Origin of the sequence: Streptomyces sp. NPDC046203, assembly GCF_040646255.1 — a bacterium.
GTDB lineage: Bacteria > Actinomycetota > Actinomycetes > Streptomycetales > Streptomycetaceae > Streptomyces.
On record NZ_JBEYZX010000077.1, the window covers coordinates 1 to 18,875 of the forward strand.

18 protein-coding genes are annotated in these 18,875 nt (G+C 72.2%); 7 read left to right on the plus strand and 11 right to left on the minus strand.

Annotation, left to right across the window (positions count from 1 at the left end):
- On the plus strand, nucleotides 1-435 hold a 435-nt coding region (locus ABZ990_RS30175; protein ID WP_361238457.1), incomplete at its 5' end, for a hypothetical protein.
- 258 nt (nucleotides 436-693) lie between these two features.
- On the opposite strand, the gene ABZ990_RS30180 is transcribed toward ABZ990_RS30175, so the two are convergent.
- Complete coding sequence (locus ABZ990_RS30180; protein ID WP_361238460.1) at nucleotides 694-1,368, minus strand: DUF402 domain-containing protein; 675 nt, start codon at nucleotides 1,366-1,368, stop codon at nucleotides 694-696.
- A gap of 303 nt (nucleotides 1,369-1,671) precedes the next feature.
- A complete protein-coding gene (locus tag ABZ990_RS30185; RefSeq protein ID WP_361238463.1) occupies nucleotides 1,672-3,153 on the minus strand; it encodes a class II fumarate hydratase in 1,482 nt (493 codons plus the stop codon).
- A 102-nt stretch (nucleotides 3,154-3,255) separates the two neighbouring features.
- Between ABZ990_RS30185 and ABZ990_RS30190 the strand changes: the two genes are divergently transcribed.
- A complete protein-coding gene (locus ABZ990_RS30190) occupies nucleotides 3,256-4,812 on the plus strand; it encodes a ricin-type beta-trefoil lectin domain protein (protein WP_361238466.1) in 1,557 nt (518 codons plus the stop codon).
- Between the two features lie 165 nt (nucleotides 4,813-4,977).
- On the opposite strand, the gene ABZ990_RS30195 is transcribed toward ABZ990_RS30190, so the two are convergent.
- The 3 genes from ABZ990_RS30195 to ABZ990_RS30205 form a co-directional block, all read right to left on the minus strand.
- Nucleotides 4,978-5,646 (minus strand): lipoprotein, encoded by a 669-nt coding sequence (locus ABZ990_RS30195; RefSeq protein ID WP_361238469.1) that lies wholly within the window; start codon nucleotides 5,644-5,646, stop codon nucleotides 4,978-4,980.
- 41 nt (nucleotides 5,647-5,687) lie between these two features.
- Nucleotides 5,688-6,389 carry an HAD family acid phosphatase gene (locus ABZ990_RS30200; RefSeq protein ID WP_361238471.1) on the minus strand — a complete coding sequence of 234 codons (702 nt, stop codon included), beginning with the start codon at nucleotides 6,387-6,389 and terminating at the stop codon, nucleotides 5,688-5,690.
- 268 nt (nucleotides 6,390-6,657) lie between these two features.
- Nucleotides 6,658-8,325, minus strand: a complete 1,668-nt coding sequence (locus tag ABZ990_RS30205) for a fumarate hydratase (protein ID WP_361238473.1) — start codon at nucleotides 8,323-8,325, stop codon at nucleotides 6,658-6,660.
- A 434-nt stretch (nucleotides 8,326-8,759) separates the two neighbouring features.
- On the opposite strand from ABZ990_RS30205, the gene ABZ990_RS30210 reads away from it, so the two are divergent.
- Nucleotides 8,760-9,491, plus strand: a complete 732-nt coding sequence (locus ABZ990_RS30210; RefSeq protein ID WP_361238476.1) for a DUF1707 domain-containing protein — start codon at nucleotides 8,760-8,762, stop codon at nucleotides 9,489-9,491.
- Between the two features lie 156 nt (nucleotides 9,492-9,647).
- Nucleotides 9,648-10,019 carry a WhiB family transcriptional regulator gene (locus ABZ990_RS30215; protein ID WP_361238479.1) on the plus strand — a complete coding sequence of 124 codons (372 nt, stop codon included), beginning with the start codon at nucleotides 9,648-9,650 and terminating at the stop codon, nucleotides 10,017-10,019.
- 249 nt (nucleotides 10,020-10,268) lie between these two features.
- Here the strand turns inward: ABZ990_RS30215 and glpX are convergent, their stop codons facing one another.
- Nucleotides 10,269-11,303: a class II fructose-bisphosphatase gene (gene glpX, locus ABZ990_RS30220; protein WP_361238482.1), complete on the minus strand. Its 1,035-nt coding sequence runs from the start codon at nucleotides 11,301-11,303 to the stop codon at nucleotides 10,269-10,271.
- Nucleotides 11,304-11,436: 133 nt separating this feature from the next.
- Between glpX and ABZ990_RS30225 the strand changes: the two genes are divergently transcribed.
- Nucleotides 11,437-11,961 carry a DUF4245 domain-containing protein gene (locus ABZ990_RS30225; RefSeq protein ID WP_361238485.1) on the plus strand — a complete coding sequence of 175 codons (525 nt, stop codon included), beginning with the start codon at nucleotides 11,437-11,439 and terminating at the stop codon, nucleotides 11,959-11,961.
- Between the two features lie 159 nt (nucleotides 11,962-12,120).
- On the opposite strand, the gene ABZ990_RS30230 is transcribed toward ABZ990_RS30225, so the two are convergent.
- The 4 genes from ABZ990_RS30230 to ABZ990_RS30245 all read right to left on the minus strand — a co-directional run bounded on the left by ABZ990_RS30230 (nucleotide 12,121) and on the right by ABZ990_RS30245 (nucleotide 16,189).
- Nucleotides 12,121-12,711, minus strand: coding sequence for a malonic semialdehyde reductase (locus tag ABZ990_RS30230; RefSeq protein WP_361238488.1), 591 nt, complete (start codon nucleotides 12,709-12,711; stop codon nucleotides 12,121-12,123).
- A 153-nt stretch (nucleotides 12,712-12,864) separates the two neighbouring features.
- A complete protein-coding gene (locus ABZ990_RS30235; RefSeq protein WP_361238491.1) occupies nucleotides 12,865-13,137 on the minus strand; it encodes an exodeoxyribonuclease VII small subunit in 273 nt (90 codons plus the stop codon).
- A 239-nt stretch (nucleotides 13,138-13,376) separates the two neighbouring features.
- Nucleotides 13,377-14,600 (minus strand): exodeoxyribonuclease VII large subunit, encoded by a 1,224-nt coding sequence (xseA, locus tag ABZ990_RS30240; RefSeq protein WP_361238494.1) that lies wholly within the window; start codon nucleotides 14,598-14,600, stop codon nucleotides 13,377-13,379.
- 224 nt (nucleotides 14,601-14,824) lie between these two features.
- Complete coding sequence (locus ABZ990_RS30245; RefSeq protein WP_361238496.1) at nucleotides 14,825-16,189, minus strand: APC family permease; 1,365 nt, start codon at nucleotides 16,187-16,189, stop codon at nucleotides 14,825-14,827.
- A gap of 66 nt (nucleotides 16,190-16,255) precedes the next feature.
- Between ABZ990_RS30245 and ABZ990_RS30250 the strand changes: the two genes are divergently transcribed.
- Nucleotides 16,256-17,272, plus strand: a complete 1,017-nt coding sequence (locus ABZ990_RS30250; RefSeq protein WP_361238499.1) for a 4-hydroxy-3-methylbut-2-enyl diphosphate reductase — start codon at nucleotides 16,256-16,258, stop codon at nucleotides 17,270-17,272.
- 166 nt (nucleotides 17,273-17,438) lie between these two features.
- Nucleotides 17,439-18,206 carry a polyphosphate--glucose phosphotransferase gene (gene ppgK / locus ABZ990_RS30255; RefSeq protein ID WP_361238502.1) on the plus strand — a complete coding sequence of 256 codons (768 nt, stop codon included), beginning with the start codon at nucleotides 17,439-17,441 and terminating at the stop codon, nucleotides 18,204-18,206.
- A gap of 89 nt (nucleotides 18,207-18,295) precedes the next feature.
- Here ppgK and ABZ990_RS30260 read toward each other — a convergent pair whose 3' ends face one another.
- Nucleotides 18,296-18,799, minus strand: coding sequence for a DUF6542 domain-containing protein (locus tag ABZ990_RS30260; RefSeq protein ID WP_361238504.1), 504 nt, complete (start codon nucleotides 18,797-18,799; stop codon nucleotides 18,296-18,298).
- Nucleotides 18,800-18,875: the final 76 nt, after the last annotated feature.

Here is an 18,875-nt window from a genome sequence, read left to right on the forward strand (position 1 = left end):
GGCACGGCGACGGCGGCCGCCGTGGTCGCAGCGGCACCGGCCGCCGGGTCCGTCGCCGTCGCGCTCGCGGTCGTGTTCGCCGTCGGGCTCGTCACGGCGGGGCTCGTCACAGCCGGGCCCGGCACGGTCGGGTTCGTCATGGTCTGGCTCGTCACAGTCGCGCTCGCCGTCGTACTCGTGGTCGTACTGGTCGCCGTCACCTGGGGCGACGCGCTCGCCGGCGCCGCGTTCGGGGCCGCGTTCTGCGCGGCGCTCTGCGCCTCGCCCGGCGCCGTCTCCTGGCGGGGGCGGGCGCGTTCCTGCGGCCGTTCGGCCATCGCCTTACGGCCTTCGTGGGAGGTGGGATGCTCCGTCACGCCTGGGATTCCGTCCGTCCGGGCCGGTGGTGCGTTGCACGCGCTCTTCTCGCCGATGCCGCTCCATCGGCAGGGCTAAACCCCCGGCACGAGGTCGATGTGGGGAAGGCGGTGGGGGCGTCCGCGCACGGCTCCGGCACTGCTCTCCCCCTCGGGTGGCCTTCATGGATGAACCGGTGGCCGGCCGACGGCCGGTCAGCGGTCCGGTGCTGCTCGGATGCTGCTCGGTTGCTGGTGTGCCGCTACCCGCTCACGGGTCGCGGCCGGGTCTGTGACGTGCGGCTCCGACGCCGACTGCTTGCGGAGGACGATCCTACGGTTGCCCCCCGGGGGCGCATCAAGGGGCTCGGGGTGCCGTATGGACGGCGGTACGGTCCCAGTCCTCGGGCAGGACGGGGACCGGCCAGCCCGGGTCGGGCCGCCAGCTTTCCCAGCCGGCCGAGAACGGCGCGCCCCACGCCCGGATCACCTCGACGGCCGCCTGCCCCGCCGTCCGGACCCGCTCCGCCTGCGCGGCGTCGAGCAGTCCGGTCCGCTGGGCCTCGGCGAACTCGTCCTCGTCGCGCCACAGCCAGCTGTGGTCGGGGAAGACGGAGATGTCGAGGAAGTGGTCCTCGGAGTCGATGCCCCCGGCCCAACGGGTGCGGGGCGACTCCAGGTTCACGTACCAGCTGCGGAAGAGCCAGTCGCCCTCCCAGAACAGCCACACCGACCACGGCTCGTCCGGCCGGGCCAGCTTGAGCACCCCGGCGCCGTGCCACGGCGCCCGGATCGTGGTACGGGGGGCGGTGTACCGGGTGGACAGCGGTTCCTCGTGTATGGGGGAGCCGTCGGCCAGGACCGGTTTGACGCATTCGGTGCCGGGCGCCATCCAGACCGCGAGCAGCTCCGGGGTGTCCTGGACCACGGTGACCGGGCGGCAGATGTGCACGTCGCCGGTGCCGTTGTCGCGGTAGCGCCAGAGGATGTGGTCCCCCGGTGCCCAGTGCGGTGGGCGGCCGGATGCTGTCATGGGCAGAGTTTAGGGGGTGACGGGCCGTTCGGAACCCCGGGCCGACCGGCGCGCCACCCACTGCGCCACCATGCGCGCCACCCCGGGCGGGGGTCGGGGACGGGGCCTGGGGAGGGGGTCGGGGCGGGGGTTCGGGCGGGGGTCCGGGGGCGGTCCGGGCGAGGGCCCGGCGGGGTGGCGGACGGGGGCCTGAGCGGGGCCGGGAGGGGCGGCGGACCCGCTGGTGAAGCCGCCGCGCCGCCCGTGACCGAACCCTTCCCGCGCCCCGCGCCGTGCCCCGCCCCAGGCCCGTTCCGGCCGGTGTCAGGGCCGGGTCATCCGCAGGACGTCGAGGGCCTCGTCGAGCTGTTCCAAGGTCAGATCGCCCCGCTCCACGTACCCGCCCGCGAGGACCACCTCGCGGATCGTCCGGCGCTCGGCGAGCGCCTTCTTGGCGACCTTGGCCGCCTCCTCATACCCGATGTAACGGTTCAGCGGAGTCACCACGGACGGCGAGGACTCGGCGTACTCGCGCGCCCGTTCGACGTTCGCCGTGATCCCGTCCACCGTCCGGTCGGCGAGCAGCCGGGACGCGTTCGCCAGCAGCCGTACGGACTCCAGGAGGTTCTTCGCGATCACCGGGAGCATCACGTTGAGCTCGAAATTGCCCGCCGCACCCGCCACCGCCACGGTGGTGTCGTTGCCCGTGACCTGGGCCGCGACCATCAGGACTGCCTCCGGGACGACCGGATTGACCTTGCCCGGCATGATCGAGGAACCGGGCTGGAGGTCCGGCAGGTTGATCTCGGCGAGGCCGGTGCGCGGGCCGCTGGCCATCCAGCGCAGGTCGTTGGAGATCTTCGTGAGCGAGACGGCGATGGTCCGCAGCTGGCCCGAGGTCTCCACCAGGCCGTCCCGGGCGCCCTGCGCCTCGAAGTGGTCCCGGGCCTCGGTCAACGGCAGCCCGGTGGCCCGCGCCACCTCGGCGATGACGGCGGCGGAGAAGCCGTGCGGGGTGTTGATCCCGGTGCCGACGGCGGTGCCGCCGAGGGGGAGTTCGGCGAGCCGCGGCAGGGTGGCGCGCAGCCGCTCCACTCCGTACCGGATCTGGGCCGCGTACCCCCCGAATTCCTGCCCCAGGGTGACCGGGGTGGCGTCCATCAAATGGGTGCGACCCGATTTGACGACCCTCACGAATTCGGCTGATTTCCGTTCCAGCGCCGACGCCAGGTGTTCCAGCGCCGGCACCAGGTCCCGGGTGACCGCGGCGGTGGCGGCGATGTGGATCGAGGACGGGAAGACGTCGTTGGACGACTGCGAGGCGTTGACGTGGTCGTTGGGGTGGACGTCGCGGCCCAGCCGCTCGGTGGCGAGGGTGGCGAGCACCTCGTTGGTGTTCATGTTGGAGGAGGTGCCGGAACCCGTCTGGAAGACGTCCACCGGGAAGTGCGCGTCCCAGCGCCCCTCGGCGACCTCGGCCGCCGCCTGCCGGATCGCCTCGGCGACGTCCTTGTCGAGGACGCCCAGCTCCGCGTTGACCTTCGCGGCGGCGCCCTTGATCCGGGCGAGGGCCTCGATGTGGGCGCGCTCCAGGCGCTGGCCGCTGACGGGGAAGTTCTCCACCGCGCGCTGGGTCTGGGCCCGCCACTTGGCGTGGGCGGGGACGCGCACCTCGCCCATGGAGTCGTGCTCGACCCGGTACTCGGCCGGGTACGCGTCAGGGCCCTCGGTGTGCTCGGTGTGGGCCGTCGGCCGCCCGGCCCGGTGATCGTCGCGCCGGTCCTGGTGGCTGCTGTCGTTCGTCATCTCAACCTCCTGCAAAAGTTGAGCACTTGTCGTGTTCGACCTATTCCCAAGTCGCTTACCGGCCAGTAAAAACCGTGGGTAACCCCACTTCCAGGAGGCGCAATGCAGCGCACCAGGTACAGACTCCGCTGGCCCATCGCCGCGGCCGCGGCGGCCGCCGCCGCGCTCGGCTCGTTCACCGCCGCCCCCGCCGAAGCGGCCGGTACGAGCACCGCGGCCGGGACCGGCCCGGCGACCGTCTCCGCCGCACCCCTGGCATCCGTCCCCCTGTCGCCCGAACTGGAGGCGATCCGGGCGGCCGAGGCGACGAAGATCTACGGCAGCCCCGAGGAGCGCCCGCTCGCCCAGCGCAGGACCGGGCTGATCTCGCTCGGCGACAGCGAGATCTCCGGCGAGGGCGTCGGTACGTACGAGTCGCCGACCAACGGCCCCGACAACTGGTGCCACCGCTCGCCCGACGCCGCCATCCACCGCACCGGAATCCCCGCGGACCTCACGTTCAACGTGGCCTGCTCCGGCGCGTACACCGGCAACATCCGTGTCGGCGGCTCGAAGCAGTACGCCGACGAACTCGTCCAGAGCGACAACCTGGCCGTCAAGGCCCGCAACACCCGCATCAAGATGGTGGTCCTGGTGGCCGGCGCCAACGACGACCTCCAGTTCGGGCCCGTCATGACCGACTGCGTCGAGCGCTATCTGCTCTCCCAGGGGGCCTGCAAGGACAAGTACTCGCCCGGCTGGCAGACCCGCGTCGACGGGCTCGTGCCCAAGGTCGAGCAGACGGTGCGCGATCTGCGCGGCGTGATGCGTGACGCCGGGTACGCCGACGCCGACTACAAGCTCGTCGTCATGGGCTACCCGAGCCCGATCGGCCCCGACTTCCGGGACAACCCGGACTTCCCCGGCAAGCTGATCTGCGGCGGCATGGGCTACGACGCCGACACCCAGTGGGCCCGTGACGTCGCCGTCCCCTCCTTCGAGCGCGGCATGCGCAAGGCGGCCGCCGACACCAATGCCGTCTTCCTCGACAACTCGCGGCTCTTCCACGGCCACGAGGTCTGCACCGACAACACCTGGGCCCGCGGCCTCTACATCGACCTCTCCAAGCCCGGCCTGCCGGACGAGAACTCCGTCCGCCAGTCCTTCCACCCCAACGCCCGCGGCCACGCCGCCTTCGCGTCCTGCCTCACCCAGATCTACAACGCGAACGTGCGCGAGGCCGGCTGCGCGGACGTGAACTCCTCCGGCAGCCCGGTGCTCTTCCCGCTCGCCTGGGACGACGTCTACCAGCCGCTGAAGAACGCCGCCACGGGCAACTGTCTCGACGTCGACGGCGCGGTGTCCGCCAACGACACGGCCGTCCTCGGCTGGGACTGCCACGGCGGCCGCAACCAGAACTGGTGGTACGACACCGCCCGCACCACCCTGCACACCGGGCTCAGCCAGGACCGCTGCCTGGACGTGCGCGGCGGGACGTACACGGCCGGCACGCCGCTGATCATCTGGAACTGCCACGGCGGCGCCAACCAGAAGTTCGTCCGCGACGGCGCCACGATCCGCCCGGCCTCCGCGACCGGACTGTGCCTCACCCAGGGCGCGGCCAAGGAACAGGTCAGGCTGCAGAGCTGCAACGGCTCGGCGAACCAGCGCTTCGTCTGATCCGTATCGCTTCCGTATCGCCAGGCCGCCGTATCGCCTGACCGCCGTTCACCCTTCGCGGGCCGCGCCCCCGCCCGTACCGATGTGGTAAGGGCGGGGGCGCGGTGGTCGTCGGCCGGATCCCCGGCCGGTCGGCGGAGTCCCGGACCGGCCGGCGGAGTCCGGTCAGCGGAGCTTCAGGCCGGTGCGCGCGAGCTCGTAGGCCGGGAGCAACGCCCGGTGCTCCTCGGCGTCGAAGCCGCCGAGGTGGACGATGACCGGGCCCTGCGGGGTGGCGACCGCGAACGCCCGCTTCGGAACCGTCTCGCCGTCGAAGTCGCGCACCGTGTACGTGAGCTCCACGGCGGACAGCGCACCGGCCTTGACGTCGCGGTAGGCGATGTCCGAGGCCTTGTCCTCCGCCTTCACGAACCCTTCGAGGGCCGGGCGGACCTTCATGTCCTTCGGGGCGGTCCACACCCGCAGGAAGCCGATGTTCCCGGCGGGCTTGGCGTCCACCTCGCAGACCGCGGTGGCCGGGCCCTGGTGGCGGAGTTCGTCGAGGTCCGGATCGTCGGCCTTCTTGATGGCCTTCGGCTCCCAATTAGCGGCGAGGGTGAACGAGACGGGCAGGTCGCAGGCCGTGCCCGGACCGCCGAGCGAACCGCCGGCCGGGGCCGCGGCGGGTGCGGACGAAGCGGCGGGCGTGGCCGTGGCCGTGGTGGTGGCGGTGGCCTTCGGCCGGGCGGCGGGCTCGGACGGCTCGGCCTCCGTCCCGCACGCGGTGAGCAGTCCCGCGGCGAGCAGGGCGAGGGCGGCGGGGGTCACGGCCACCCGTATGGATCGTTCCGGCATATGCCCATCATCCCGGACCCGCGCCCTGCCGATCACCGGGATTACGACAGCTTGCCGCCGTAGTCCGGCAGCTTGAAGGTGCGCTCGGCGTGCCCGCCCTCCAGGTCCGTGGTGTTGTTGCCGATGTTCGCGACGATCGTGTAGCCCTTGGCCTCGATCTCCGCGCGCTTGGCCGTCTTGTACGCGCCGACGCCGGTGAACAGGTCCGGCAGCGAGCGCACGTACAGCCCGTCGACCGGATAGCCGACCTCCTTCAGGTTCCACTCCGTCAGGGACTGGATGATCCCGGGCCGCGCGGTGACGAAGAAGATCGCGGTCCCGCGCGCGTGCGCGTCCCGCACCAGCGCGCGGATCTCCGGGATGGCGGGGGTCGGCAGCTCCCAGAACGGGTGGAAGTCCGTCTCCAGGGAGGAGTTGTCGATGTCGAGGACGACAGCCTGCTTCTCGCCCGCCTTGGCGCGGTCGGCGCGCTCCTTGAGATACGGGCCCGCCTGCGCGGTCACGGCGGCCACGTCCTGGCGCCAGGTGCCGTAGTCGACATCGGCGAGGGCGGCGGCCGAGGCCGTGTGGGTGGCGGGCGCGGAGGCGGTGGCGGCGGTGGCGGCCGGGGCGGGGACGGCGAGCAGGAGGGCGCTGATGCCGAGGGCGGCGGCTGCCTTGGCCTTGACGGCGGTGGAGGGCAAGGGGGACTCCTGGAGGTCGACAGGCTCGGGGGACGGGTGCTTGTCATGCTCGCGTCCCATCCTGGCCACCAGGCGACGGGAAGGCTACCGCTCGGTAGCGACTTTTTGACGGTCCTGTCGGGCCGGCAGATCTCGTCGGGCCGACAGGACCCGTCGGTTCGGCGGCCGGTCCCGCCGGGCGACCGGCGCCGGCCGGGATCGTCGGCGACCGGGATCGTCGGCGACCGGGATCGTCGGCGACCGGCCGGCACCGGCGCGGATACGCCGAGAGCCCCCGGCCACGGGAACTCACGTGGCCGGGGGCTCTCGTCCCCTACGCGCCGCCGGATCAGCCGAGGCCGGGGCCCCGCACCGGGATGTGGGTGAACGTCGGCTCCGGGGCCGGGTTCTGGAAGAAGTCGTTGCCCTTGTCGTCGACGACGATGAACGCCGGGAAGTCCTCGACCTCGATCTTCCAGACCGCCTCCATGCCGAGCTCCTCGTACTCGACGACCTCGACCTTCTTGATGCAGTCCTGCGCGAGCCGCGCCGCCGGGCCGCCGATCGAGCCGAGGTAGAAGCCGCCGTGCGCGTCGCACGCGTCCGTGACCTGCTTGCTGCGGTTGCCCTTGGCCAGCATGACCTTCGAGCCGCCCGCCGCCTGGAACTGCTCCACGTACGAGTCCATCCGGCCGGCCGTCGTCGGGCCGAAGGAACCGGAGGCGTAGCCTTCGGGAGTCTTCGCCGGACCCGCGTAGTAGACCGGGTGGTCCTTCAGGTACTGCGGCATCTCCTCGCCCGCGTCCAGCCGCTCCTTGATCTTGGCGTGCGCGATGTCGCGCGCCACGACCAGCGGACCGGTCAGCGACAGGCGGGTCTTCACCGGGTACTTGGTCAGCTCGGCGAGGATGTCGTCCATCGGCTGGTTGAGGTCGATCTTCACGACCTCGCCCGCGTCCAGGTGGGTGTCCTCGGTGTCCGGCAGGAAGCGCGCCGGGTCGGTCTCCAGCTGCTCCAGGAAGACGCCCTCGGCGGTGATCTTCGCGACGGCCTGACGGTCCGCCGAGCAGGACACGGCGATCGCGACGGGCAGCGAGGCACCGTGCCGGGGCAGCCGCACCACGCGCACGTCGTGGCAGAAGTACTTGCCGCCGAACTGCGCGCCGATGCCGATCTTCTGCGTCAGCTCGAAGACCTTCTCCTCCAGCTCCTGGTCGCGGAAACCGTGGCCGGTCTCGGCGGAGCCCTCGGTGGGCAGCTCGTCCAGGTAGTGCGCGGAGGCGTACTTGGCGGTCTTCAGCGCGAACTCGGCGCTGGTGCCGCCGACCACGATCGCCAGGTGGTACGGCGGGCAGGCCGCCGTGCCGAGCGAACGGATCTTCTCCTCCAGGAACTTCATCATGGAGGCCTCGTTGAGGACCGCCTTCGTCTCCTGGTAGAGGAAGGACTTGTTGGCCGAGCCGCCGCCCTTGGCCATGAAGAGGAACTTGTACGCGCCGCCGTCGGTCGCGTACAGCTCGATCTGCGCCGGCAGGTTCGAGCCGGTGTTCTTCTCCTCCCACATGGTCACCGGGGCCATCTGGGAGTAGCGCAGGTTGAGCTTGGTGTACGCGTCGTAGATGCCGTGCGAGAGGGCCTTCGCGTCATCGCCCTGGGTGAGCACGTTCTGGCCGCGCTTGCCCATGACGATCGCGGTGCCGGTGTCCTGGCACATGGGCAGCACGCCGGCGGCGGCGATGTTGGCGTTCTTCAGCAGGTCGAGCGCCACGAACTTGTCGTTCGCCGACGCCTCCGGGTCGTCGATGATCCGCCGCAGCTGGGCCAGGTGGGCCGGGCGCAGGTAGTGCTGGATGTCGTGGATGGCCTCGGCGGCGAGCGTGCGCAGGGCCTCCGGCTCGACCTTGAGGAACGTCCGGCCGTCGGCCTCGAAGGTGGAGACACCTTCGGAGGTCACCAGACGGTAGGGCGTGGTGTCCTCGCCGACCGGGAGCAGATCGGAGTACGCAAACTCGGGCATGGGGTGGCCATTCCTCACTCGGCGACAGCAGCACCGCCTCCGTTGGCGGCGCGCCCTCCAGCGTATGCCGCGCGGACGGCGGACGAGGGCGCGGGCCCCGTGGGGTGTGCGGCAGCTCACGCGGGTCGGGTACGCCGGCCACGCCGCCATGTCCCGGCACGCGCGCGTAGAGGCGGGAGTCGGACCACGCGCGCGTACGGGAGCCGGGCCGCCCTCCGGGCCGCCTGCCGAGAGCACGCGCGGATCGCTCGCGGATCACTCGCGGATCCCTCGGGGGTCACCTCGTGGACCGCCCCGGGACCACACGCGGACCGCTCGCGGGACCGCTCGGAGACCGTTCGAGGGCCGCGCCCCACCACCCGGCCCTCCGTACGTCCACAGTCGGTACGTTTTGCCTCTGGTCGCGATCTATCGCGTTTCGCTAGGCTGGGGCCGTGGACCTCGAAAAGCAGCCCCAGCAGCCGGCCGCCCCCGCCGAATCCGCCCCCGCGGCCCGGCCCGAATACGCGGACCCGAAGGGGGTGTTGCGGGCCTCGGACGCCGACCGCGACCGGATCGCGGACATCCTCCGGGACGCTCTGGCGGAGGGCCGGCTCGACGCGGAGGAGCACTCCGAGCGGATCGAGGCCGTCTACCGCGCCAAGACCGTCGGCGAGCTGGAGCCGATCGTGCGCGATCTGCCCGCCGCCCACCCCGGCGGCCCGGAGCCCGCGGCCGCGGTGGGGTACGCCCAGACCCCGGCGTACGACCCCGAGCAGGCCGGCGGCCCGGCGGAGAACCTGGTCGCGGTCTTCTCCGCGTCCACCCGCAAGGGCCGCTGGCGGGTGAGCAGCCGCACCAACGCCTTCGCCCTCTTCGGCAACATCGAGATCGACCTGACCGAGGCGATCTTCGAGCAGCGCCTCACCACCATCAACGCCACCTCGATCTTCGGCAACGTCGAGGTCCGCGTCCCGGAGAACGTGAGCCTGCGCGGCAACGGCACCGGCGTCTTCGGCAACTTCGAGGTGTCCACGCTGGAGGGCACCGACCCGCAGGCGCCGGTCATCGTCGTCAACGGATGGTCGGTCTTCGGCAATGTGGAGGCGCGGCCCAAGCGCGGCAAGTGGATCACCGACCTTCAGGCGATGGTTCAGGACAAGAAGAGGAAATATCTCGGCCACTGACGCCCGCGATCCGCTTCTTCGGGTGACCGGTTTTCGCCATCGGACGTCCGTGCTCCGGAACAGGGGCGCACGCAGTGCATAGGCGCGCGCACAGCGGGTAGGGCTCGTTGCATCGTCGCTTGCCCGCCCGCGGAACGCCGTCGTCAGGAGTAGACCGTGCTGCAGATGCCGCATCAGCCCCTCCGGGTCGCCGCCGTGCCGCCCCAGCGTGCCCCCGCCCGGGAGGACGAGGCGGGCCCCTGGCACGCGGAGGCGGCCTGCCGCAGGGACGAGGCCGGTCTCTTCTTCGCTCCCTCCAAGGAGCCCACCGCCGCTCGGCTGTCCCGCGAGGAGGCGGCCAAGCGGGTCTGCGCCCGCTGCCCCGTGATGGTCGACTGCCGCGAGCACGCCCTGCTCCAGCCCGAGCCGTACGGGGTGTGGGGCGGGCTCACCGCCGCCGAGCGCCGGGTCGTCCTCGCCCGGCGCCGCCGCCGGGAGGTCGAGCTGCGCAAGGCCGCGGCGGCCGAGCGGGTCGCACAGGCCGGCTGACGGACCGACCGGAACGTATTCGGGACCACGGGACTACGGGATCACAGGACCACCGGACCACGGGACGCGGGAACCGGACCACAGCCCACGGACTACGGACCACGGGATACGCGAAGGGGTGCCCCCACCGCACAGGGGGGCACCCCTTTCCGTACCGCTTGATGCGCACCGCGCACCGCGCACCGCGCACACCGCCCGTACCGCGCGCCGTCCGTGAAGTGGCCGGCGGGCAGGGCGTCGGAACCGGTGCTACTTCGCCCGGTCGAAGTCCAGGTTGCTGTACGCGCGCAGCTTCGACAGCCGGTGCGTGGAGTCGATCTGCCGGATCGTGCCGGACTTCGAGCGCATGACCAGCGACTGGGTGGTCGCCGTCTCGCCGCGGTAGCGCACCCCGCGCAGCAGCTCGCCGTCGGTGATGCCGGTGGCGACGAAGAACACGTTCTCGCCCGAGACCAGGTCGTTGGTGGTGAGGACGCGGTCCAGGTCGTGGCCGGCGTCGAGGGCGCGCCGGCGCTCGGCGTCGTCCTTGGGCCACAGCTTGCCCTGGATCACACCGCCCATGCACTTTATGGCGCAGGCGGAGATGATGCCCTCGGGCGTGCCGCCGATACCCATCAGCAGGTCGACGCCGGTGCCCTCGCGGGCGGCCATGATGGAGCCGGCCACGTCGCCGTCGGAGATGAACTTGATCCGGGCGCCGGTCTCGCGGATCTCCTTGACGATGCCCTCGTGGCGGGGCCGGTCGAGGATCACCACGGTGACGTCCTCGGCCGTCATGCCCTTGGCCTTGGCGACCCGGCGGATGTTGACCGAGACGGGGGCGTTGATGTCGACGAAGTCGGCGGCCTCGGGGCCGGTGACCAGCTTGTCCATGTAGAAGACCGCGGACGGGTCGAACATCGTGCCGCGGTCGGCGGCGGCCAGGACGGCGATCGCGTTCGGCATGCCCTTGGCGTTGAGCGTGGTGCCGTCGATCGGGTCCACCGCGATGTCGACCTCGGCGCTGGTGCCGTCGCCGACCTGCTCCCCGTTGAAGAGCATCGGGGCTTCGTCCTTCTCGCCCTCGCCGATGACGACGACGCCGTTCATCGAGACGGTGGAGATCAGGGTCCGCATGGCGTTCACCGCCGCGCCGTCCGCGCCGTTCTTGTCGCCGCGGCCGACCCAGCGGCCCGCGGCCATGGCCGCCGCCTCGGTGACGCGGACCAGTTCGAGGGCCAGGTTGCGGTCCGGGGCCTCGGGAGAGACCTCCAGCTCGGGCGGCAGGTGGTGGTGATCGGACATCGAAGCGTCCCTTTCTGTGCGGCGACGGCGACGGCCGGAAAACAAGAGGGTGCCTGTGACTCTATCGCCAGGCTGACAAAATGAGCAGAGGGGCCCACGTATGAGCGCGACCCCCGGATGCGACCATGGGTCCGTGGCAGGTAAGCGAGGCAGGCAGACGGTACGCGGGATGTTCCAGTCCCTCGGGGTGATCGCGATCGCCGCGGGTGTGATGTATCTCTTCATTCCGCACGACGACACGGCGACCCCGGTGAAGGCGAAGGACTACCGGGTGGAGCTGCTGACGGCCCAGCGGGCGGCGCCGTATCCGGTGCTGGCGCCCGAGGGGCTCGGCGACGACTGGAAGGCGACGGTCGTCTCGTACAAGCGCGAGGACGGCAACTCCTGGCGGCTCGGCTTCCTGGACCCCGACACGCAGTACGTGGCGGTCAACCAGTCGACCAAGGACCCGAAGAAGTTCGTCCCCGAGGTCACCCTGAAGGCCGAGAACACGGGGGAGACGCAGACCGTGGGCGGCCAGGAGTGGCAGCGCTGGGAGGGCCCGAAGTACGACGCCCTCGTGCGCACCGAGGACGGCGCGACGACGGTCGTGACCGGCACGGCGTCGTTCGAGCGGCTGGCCGAGATGGCGGGCCGGCTCCAGGCGAAGCAGGCCTGAGGGTCCGTCCGGGCCGCTGTTCCCCTGGCACGACACGACACGACACGACACGACACGACATGACGTGCCACGACATGGCATGACACGACATGAGGCATGACGAAGGCCCCCGGTGCGTCGCCGCACCGGGGGCCTTCGTCTATGCCCGGGTCATCCGGCTCAGACCGTGGTGACGACCTGCTCGAAGTCCAGGCGCGGGGAGCGCGGGAACCAGGCGTCGTCGCCCGGCTTGCCGATGTTGACGACCATCAGCGGGGTGTGGTCGTCGTCCAGGAACTCCTTCTGGAGGCCGGCGAAGTCGAGACCGGTCATCGGGCCGGCGGCCAGGCCGGCGGCGCGCACGCCGACGATGAAGTACGCGGCCTGGAGGGCGGCGTTCAGCAGGGCCGACTGCTCGCGGACCGGGCGCGCGGCGAAGAACATGTCCTTGGCCTGCGGGAAGTGCGGCAGCAGGGCCGGGAGCTCCTCGTGGAACTCGTTGTCCGCGGAGAGGATCGCGACCAGCGGGGCGGCCTGGGTCTTGGCCTGGTTGCCCTCGGCCATGTGCCCGACCAGGCGCTCGCGGGCCTCGGGGGAGCGGACCAGGGTGATGCGCAGCGGGGTCTGGTTGAAGGCGGTCGGGCCGTACTTGACCAGGTCGTAGATCGCCTGGATCTGCTCGTCGGTCACCGGCTCGTCGGTGAAGGTGTTGGCGGTCCGGGCCTCGCGGAAGAGGAGGTCCTGAGCGGCGGCGTCGAGGACGAGAGACATGCGGCGTACTCCAAAAACGATCGGGTCGCCCGGCGGGGGATCCGGGTGATGGAATGACCGTACGCCCAAGGTAGGTGAAGTTTCAACTACCCCGGGCGGAGTCCAAGCGGATAGTGGTCCGCTTCACATTCCCGCAGGTCGGCCCGCCGTCCCCTACTCGCCCGCTCCTTCGCGGCCTCCGTCCTCCGCCCCACGCTCGGCCGCCAGCGACGCGTCCAGCCGCGCCCGGGCCCCGTCGAGCCGGCGTCGGCACACCTTCGCCAGCTCCTCGCCGCGCTCCCACAGCGCCAGCGACTCCTCCAGGGTCGTGCCGCCCGCCTCCAGGCGCCGTACGACCTCGACGAGCTCGTCGCGGGCCTGCTCGTAGCCGAGGGGGTTCTCGTCGGTGTTCGTCGCGTCCGTCGTGTTCGCCGCGTTCGCTGCCATCGATCCGGTCCTTACTTCTGTTCGTGCTCGGCTTGGTGGGACATGGGACATGGGACAGGGGATGAGTGAGGTGAGGCCGGGTCCCGGATACAGGTCCCGGATACGAGCTCCGGGGTACGGGGCCCGGGGTCCGCGTCACGGAATCCGGGATACGCGCGAGGTCCGCGCGCCGCCCAGAGCCGAAGGGCCCGCGGTCCGGGCCGAGTGGACCAGAGGAGGCCGGGAGAGCAGGCAGGAGGTCAGGAGTCCGGGCCGTCCGCCGTCCGGCGTACCGCGAACTCGCCCGCCGCCACCCGCGCCCGCAGCTCCTCGCCGTCCGCGACCTCCGCCGGGTCCCGTACCACCGCGCCGTCCGCCCGCTGGAGCACCGCGTACCCCCGCTCCAGCGTCGCCGCCGGCGACAGGGCCCGCACCCGCGCCCGGGTGTGCGCCAGCTCCGAGTCGGCCCGGTCGAGCAGATGCCCGAGGGTCCGTCTGCTGCGGGCGAGCAGCGCGTCGATCTCGTCCGCGCGGACCTCCACCATCCGCTGCGGATGCTCCATCACCGGCCGGGCCAGCGCCTGCGCGAGACCCCGTTCCTCGCGCTCCACCAGCCCCCGTACGGTCCGCAGCGCCCGGTCCCGCAGCAGCCGCACCCGCTCCAGCTCCTCGCCCACGTCCGGCACCACCTTCTTGGCGGCGTCCGTCGGCGTCGACGCCCGCAGGTCCGCGACCAGGTCGAGCAGCGGGGTGTCCGGCTCGTGGCCGATGGCGGAGACCACCGGCGTACGGCAGTCGGACACCGCCCGCACCAGCTGCTCGTCCGAGAACGGCAGCAGGTCCTCGACGCTGCCGCCGCCGCGCGCCACGATGATCACGTCCACGTCCCCGTGGGCGTCCAGCTCCTTGACCGCCTGCACGACCTGCGGCACGGCGCGTACGCCCTGCACCGCCACATTGCGCACCTCGAAGCGGACGGCGGGCCAGCGGCGCCGCGCGTTCTCCAGGACGTCGCGCTCGGCCGCCGACGCCCGCCCGCAGACCAGCCCGACCAGCCGGGGCAGGAACGGCACCGGCTTCTTGCGGTCCAGCGCGAACAGCCCCTCGGCGGCGAGCGACCGCTTGAGCTGTTCGAGCCGGGCCAGCAGCTCGCCGACCCCCACCGGGCGGATCTCCGCCGCGCGCAGCGACAGCTGCCCCCGCGGCGCGTACCACTCCGGCTTCGCGTGCACGACGACCCGGGCGCCCTCCGAGACGACGTCGGCGACGGCGTCGAAGACCTGGCGGTAGCAGGTGACGTTGATCGAGATGTCGTGCGACGGGTCGCGCAGCGTCAGGAACACCACCCCGGCGCCGGGGCGCCGGGACAGCTGCGTGATCTGCCCCTCGACCCAGATCGCGCCGAGCCGGTCGATCCAGCCCCCGATGAGCCGGGAGACCTCCCCGACGGGCAGCGGGGTGTCGGCGGACGTGTTCAGAGCCATGCGCCGAGCGTAACGGCCACCCCGGACAGTGGGGCAGGGCTCGTACGGGACGGGGCCGGGGCGGCCGGGATCCCGGTGATCGGTACGGCGACCGTACGGGCGGGCCGCCCCGGCGGACCGGGACCCGGGCGATCCGACGGAGCCCGCAGCCCCCGCCCGCCCCCACCCGGAATCCGCCCCGCCCCGACCCCGCCCCCGCCCCGGAAGCAACCCCCGCCCCTGCCTCACACCTCCCGCCGCGCCCCCTGCACCGCCAGGATCACCAGCCCCACACCCAGCCACACCACGCCCACCACCTGCGCCGACGGCGACGCCTCCACGATCACCGCGATCAGGATCGCCGCGCCCACCACCGGCGCCACCACATGCGGCAGCAGGCGCGGCGGCCCCGCCATCCGGCGTACCGCGAACCATCCGATCACGCTCGCGTGCAGCAGGACGAAGGCCGTCAGCGCCCCGACGTTGACCACCGACACCAGCTCGTCGAGCCCGTTGTCCCGGCGCGCCGCCCACACCGCCGCGACCAGCGTGATCACCGCCGCCACCAGCAGCGCCACCCGCGGCACGCCCCCGTCCGTCCGGGCCAGCGCCCTCGGCAGCCGCCGGCCCCGTCCCATCGCGAACAGCAGCCGCGCGCCCGCCGCCTGCCCGGCGAGCGCCGCGAAGGCCGCGCCGATCGCCTTGGACACCGCGACGAGATCGTGCAGCCAGCCGCCCACCGACACGTCGACCGCGTCGTAGAAGGCCGGCCCCTGGAGCGCCGGGTTCGCCGCCAGGTTCGCCGACGTCTCCGGCTCCAGGAGCGCCACCAGCCAGGTCTGCGCCACGAACAGCACACCCGCCAGGGCCAGACAGAACAGCACCGCCCGCGCCACCTTCGCCGAGCCGCCGGTCACCTCCTCGGCGAAGCTCGCGATGGCGTCGAAGCCGAGGTACGACAGCACCGCCACCGACACCGCCCCGAGCACCGCGACCGCCGAGAAGCCGTGGTCGCCGACGAGCGGCGACCACCACTCGCGCCGCACCCCGTCCCGCGTGAGCACGACGATCGCGGAGACGACGAAGACCAGCAGCACCCCGATCTCCATCGCGAGGACCGCGAGGCCGACGCGGGCCGCCGCCCGTACCCCCCACAGATTGAGCAGCGTGGTGACGACGACCGCGATCCCCGTCCAGATCCACCGGTCCACCTGCGGCACCAGCGCCTCCATGGCGATGCCCGCGAAGAGATAGGCGACGGCCGGGATGAGCAGGTAGTCGAGCATCGCCATCCAGCCCGCGATGAAGCCGGTGCCCTCGCCCAGCGCCCTGCGCGCGTACGCGAAGACCGACCCGGCCTGCGGGACGACCCGCACCATCTGCGCGTAACTGAACGCCGTGAACGCCATCGCGACCGTCGCCACCAGGTAGACCAGCGCCACCGCGCCGCCGGACTTCGCGTCCAGCGTGCCGAAGACGCCGACCGGGGCCATCGGGGCGATGAAGAGGAGCCCGTACACGACCAGATCGCGGAACCCGAGCGCGCGCCGCAGCCGCCCGTCCTCCGCCGCCGGGGTGCTCGGGGTGTTCGGGGCCAGGGGGTCCGCCATGGGGCCAGTCTCGGCCACGCCGCCGGGCATTCCGCTGACCAAAACGCCGACCGGCGCGGCCTTACGATGGGACGCATGACTGCAACGCCCGCGTCGACGCCCGCGTCCGCCCGCCCGAAGCGTGTCCTGCTCGCCGCCCCCCGCGGCTACTGCGCGGGTGTGGACCGTGCCGTGATCGCCGTGGAGAAGGCCCTGGAGCAGTACGGCGCCCCGATCTACGTCCGGCACGAGATCGTCCACAACAAGTACGTGGTGCGCACCCTGGAGCGGAAGGGCGCGATCTTCGTCGACCAGGCGACCGAGGTCCCGCCGGGCAACATCGTGATGTTCTCCGCGCACGGCGTCGCCCCGACCGTGCACGAGGAGGCCCGCCGAGGCCGGCTCGCCACCATCGACGCCACCTGCCCGCTGGTCACCAAGGTCCACAAGGAGGCCGTGCGGTTCGCCAACGAGGACTTCGACATCCTCCTCATCGGCCACGAGGGCCACGAGGAGGTCGTCGGCACCTCCGGCGAGGCCCCCGACCACATCCAGCTCGTCGACGGCCCCGACGACGTCGCGAAGATCGAGGTCCGCGACCCGTCCCGGGTCGTCTGGCTCTCCCAGACCACCCTCTCGGTGGACGAGACCATGGAGACGGTCGGCGCGCTGAAGGAGCGCTTCCCCGAGCTGATCTCCCCGCCGTCCGACGACATCTGCTACGCGACGCAGAACCGTCAGATCGCCGTCAAGGAGCTGGCCGGCCAGGCCGAGCTGGTGATCGTCGTCGGTTCGAAGAACTCCTCGAACTCGCAGCGCATGGTCGACGTCGCCCTCCAGGCAGGCGCCCCCGCCGCGTACCTCGTCGACTTCGCGAGCGAGATCGACGAGAGCTGGCTGGAGGGTGTCACCAGCGTCGGTCTGTCCTCGGGCGCGTCGGTGCCGGACGTGCTGGTCCAGGAGGTCCTGGAGTGGCTGTCGCAGCGCGGCTACCTGGACGTCGAGCTGGTCAAGACGGCCGACGAGACGCTGACCTTCTCGCTGCCGAAGGAACTGCGCGACAAGAACCTGCGGGCTGTGGCGGAGTCCCTCGGCAAGGAGTGACCCGTCCGGCGCCTGGTCCGGCGTCCGGTCCGGAGCCTGGTCCGTCGCCCGGTCCGTCGCCAGGTCCGGTGCCCCGCCCGTCGCCCGGCGGTGCGGGGCGCACGCCACGGAAGCGGCTCGCCCGTCGAGACAGTGACGGAGCGCTCCTGCCCGTAACGTGGAGTCCATGAACGTCTTCGGCAACGTCTTCGGCGTGGACATCGGCGGCTCGGGCATCAAGGGCGCCCCCGTGGACCTGACCCGTGGCGACCTCGCCCAGCCCCGCCACAAGGTACTCACCCCGCAGCCCGCGACGCCCGACGACGTCGCGGGCCGCGTCGTCGAGGTCGTCAGCCACTTCGGCTGGTCGGGACCGGTCGGCGTCACCTTCCCCGGCGTCGTGACCGGCTCCACGATCCGTACGGCCGCCAACGTCGACAAGAACTGGATCGGCGTCGACGCCGGCAAGCTCCTCGGCGACCGCCTCGGCGGGCTGCCCGTCACCGTCCTCAACGACGCCGACGCCGCCGGCATCGCCGAGATGTCCTTCGGCGCCGGCCGGGGCCGCCAGGGCACCGTCATCCTCCTCACCCTCGGTACGGGCATCGGCTCGGCCGTCTTCCGCGACGGCGTCCTCGTCCCCAACACCGAACTGGGCCACCTGGAGCTCAAGGGCCACGACGCCGAGAAGCGCGCCTCGTCGAAGGCGCGCGAGGACGAGGACCTGACCTGGGAACACTGGGCGACCCGACGGCTCCAGAAGTACCTGGCGCACGTGGAGATGCTGTTCTCGCCGGAACTGTTCATCATCGGCGGCGGCGTCAGCCGGAAGGCCGACAAGTTCCTGCCGCTGATCGAGGGCATCGATGCGGAGATCATCCCGGCGCAGCTCCAGAACAACGCGGGGATCGTCGGTGCGGCGATGGCGGCGCGGACGGCGTCGGGGGCCCTTTAGAGGTCCAGAGGTCGTACGCGGGGCAGCGCGGCCGGGAGCCGGCCAGGGACGGCCGCGGCCCGCGATGGTGGGGCCCGGGACCGCGGGCGCTAACTCCGCTCGGGGGCGGGACGCCGTACCGGCCGTACGGGAGGCTGTCCGCCGGGCCCGCCGCCCGTTCCCGGTCCGCCGGTGGGGCCGCGCTGGCGCCGGTTCATGTCCCGCACCTTGCGTACGCTCGCGATGACACCGGCGACGAGGGTGCCCCCGTACAGCCACCCGGCGTGCACGGCCAGCGCCGTCACCAAGGCCATGGCCTGGCCGCCGACCCCGCCCGTACCGCCCGAGACGGGCACCACACCGACGGCGAACGCGATCGGGACCGCGATCGGGGCCGTGACCAGGTCGGCGGTCCGCACCCAGGCCGCGGTCAGCGCGCTGACCGGCAGGAAGAGCAGGCCGAAGAAGACGGCGGAGCCGTCGAACAGCAGCCAGTCGAGAAACCCGATCACCAGCATGACCGCCGAGGCGAACAGCCCCGCGCCGAGCCCGGTGAGCCGGGGGTGGGGCAGCCCGCGCAGCGCCGCGGCCACCGGCGGCCCGGGCCTCTCCACCCGGGGCCGGCCAGGGCGCGGCTTAGCTGCGACCCGTTTGTCAGCCGGGCCCTCCACGAGGGCGCCGGGCGGTGCC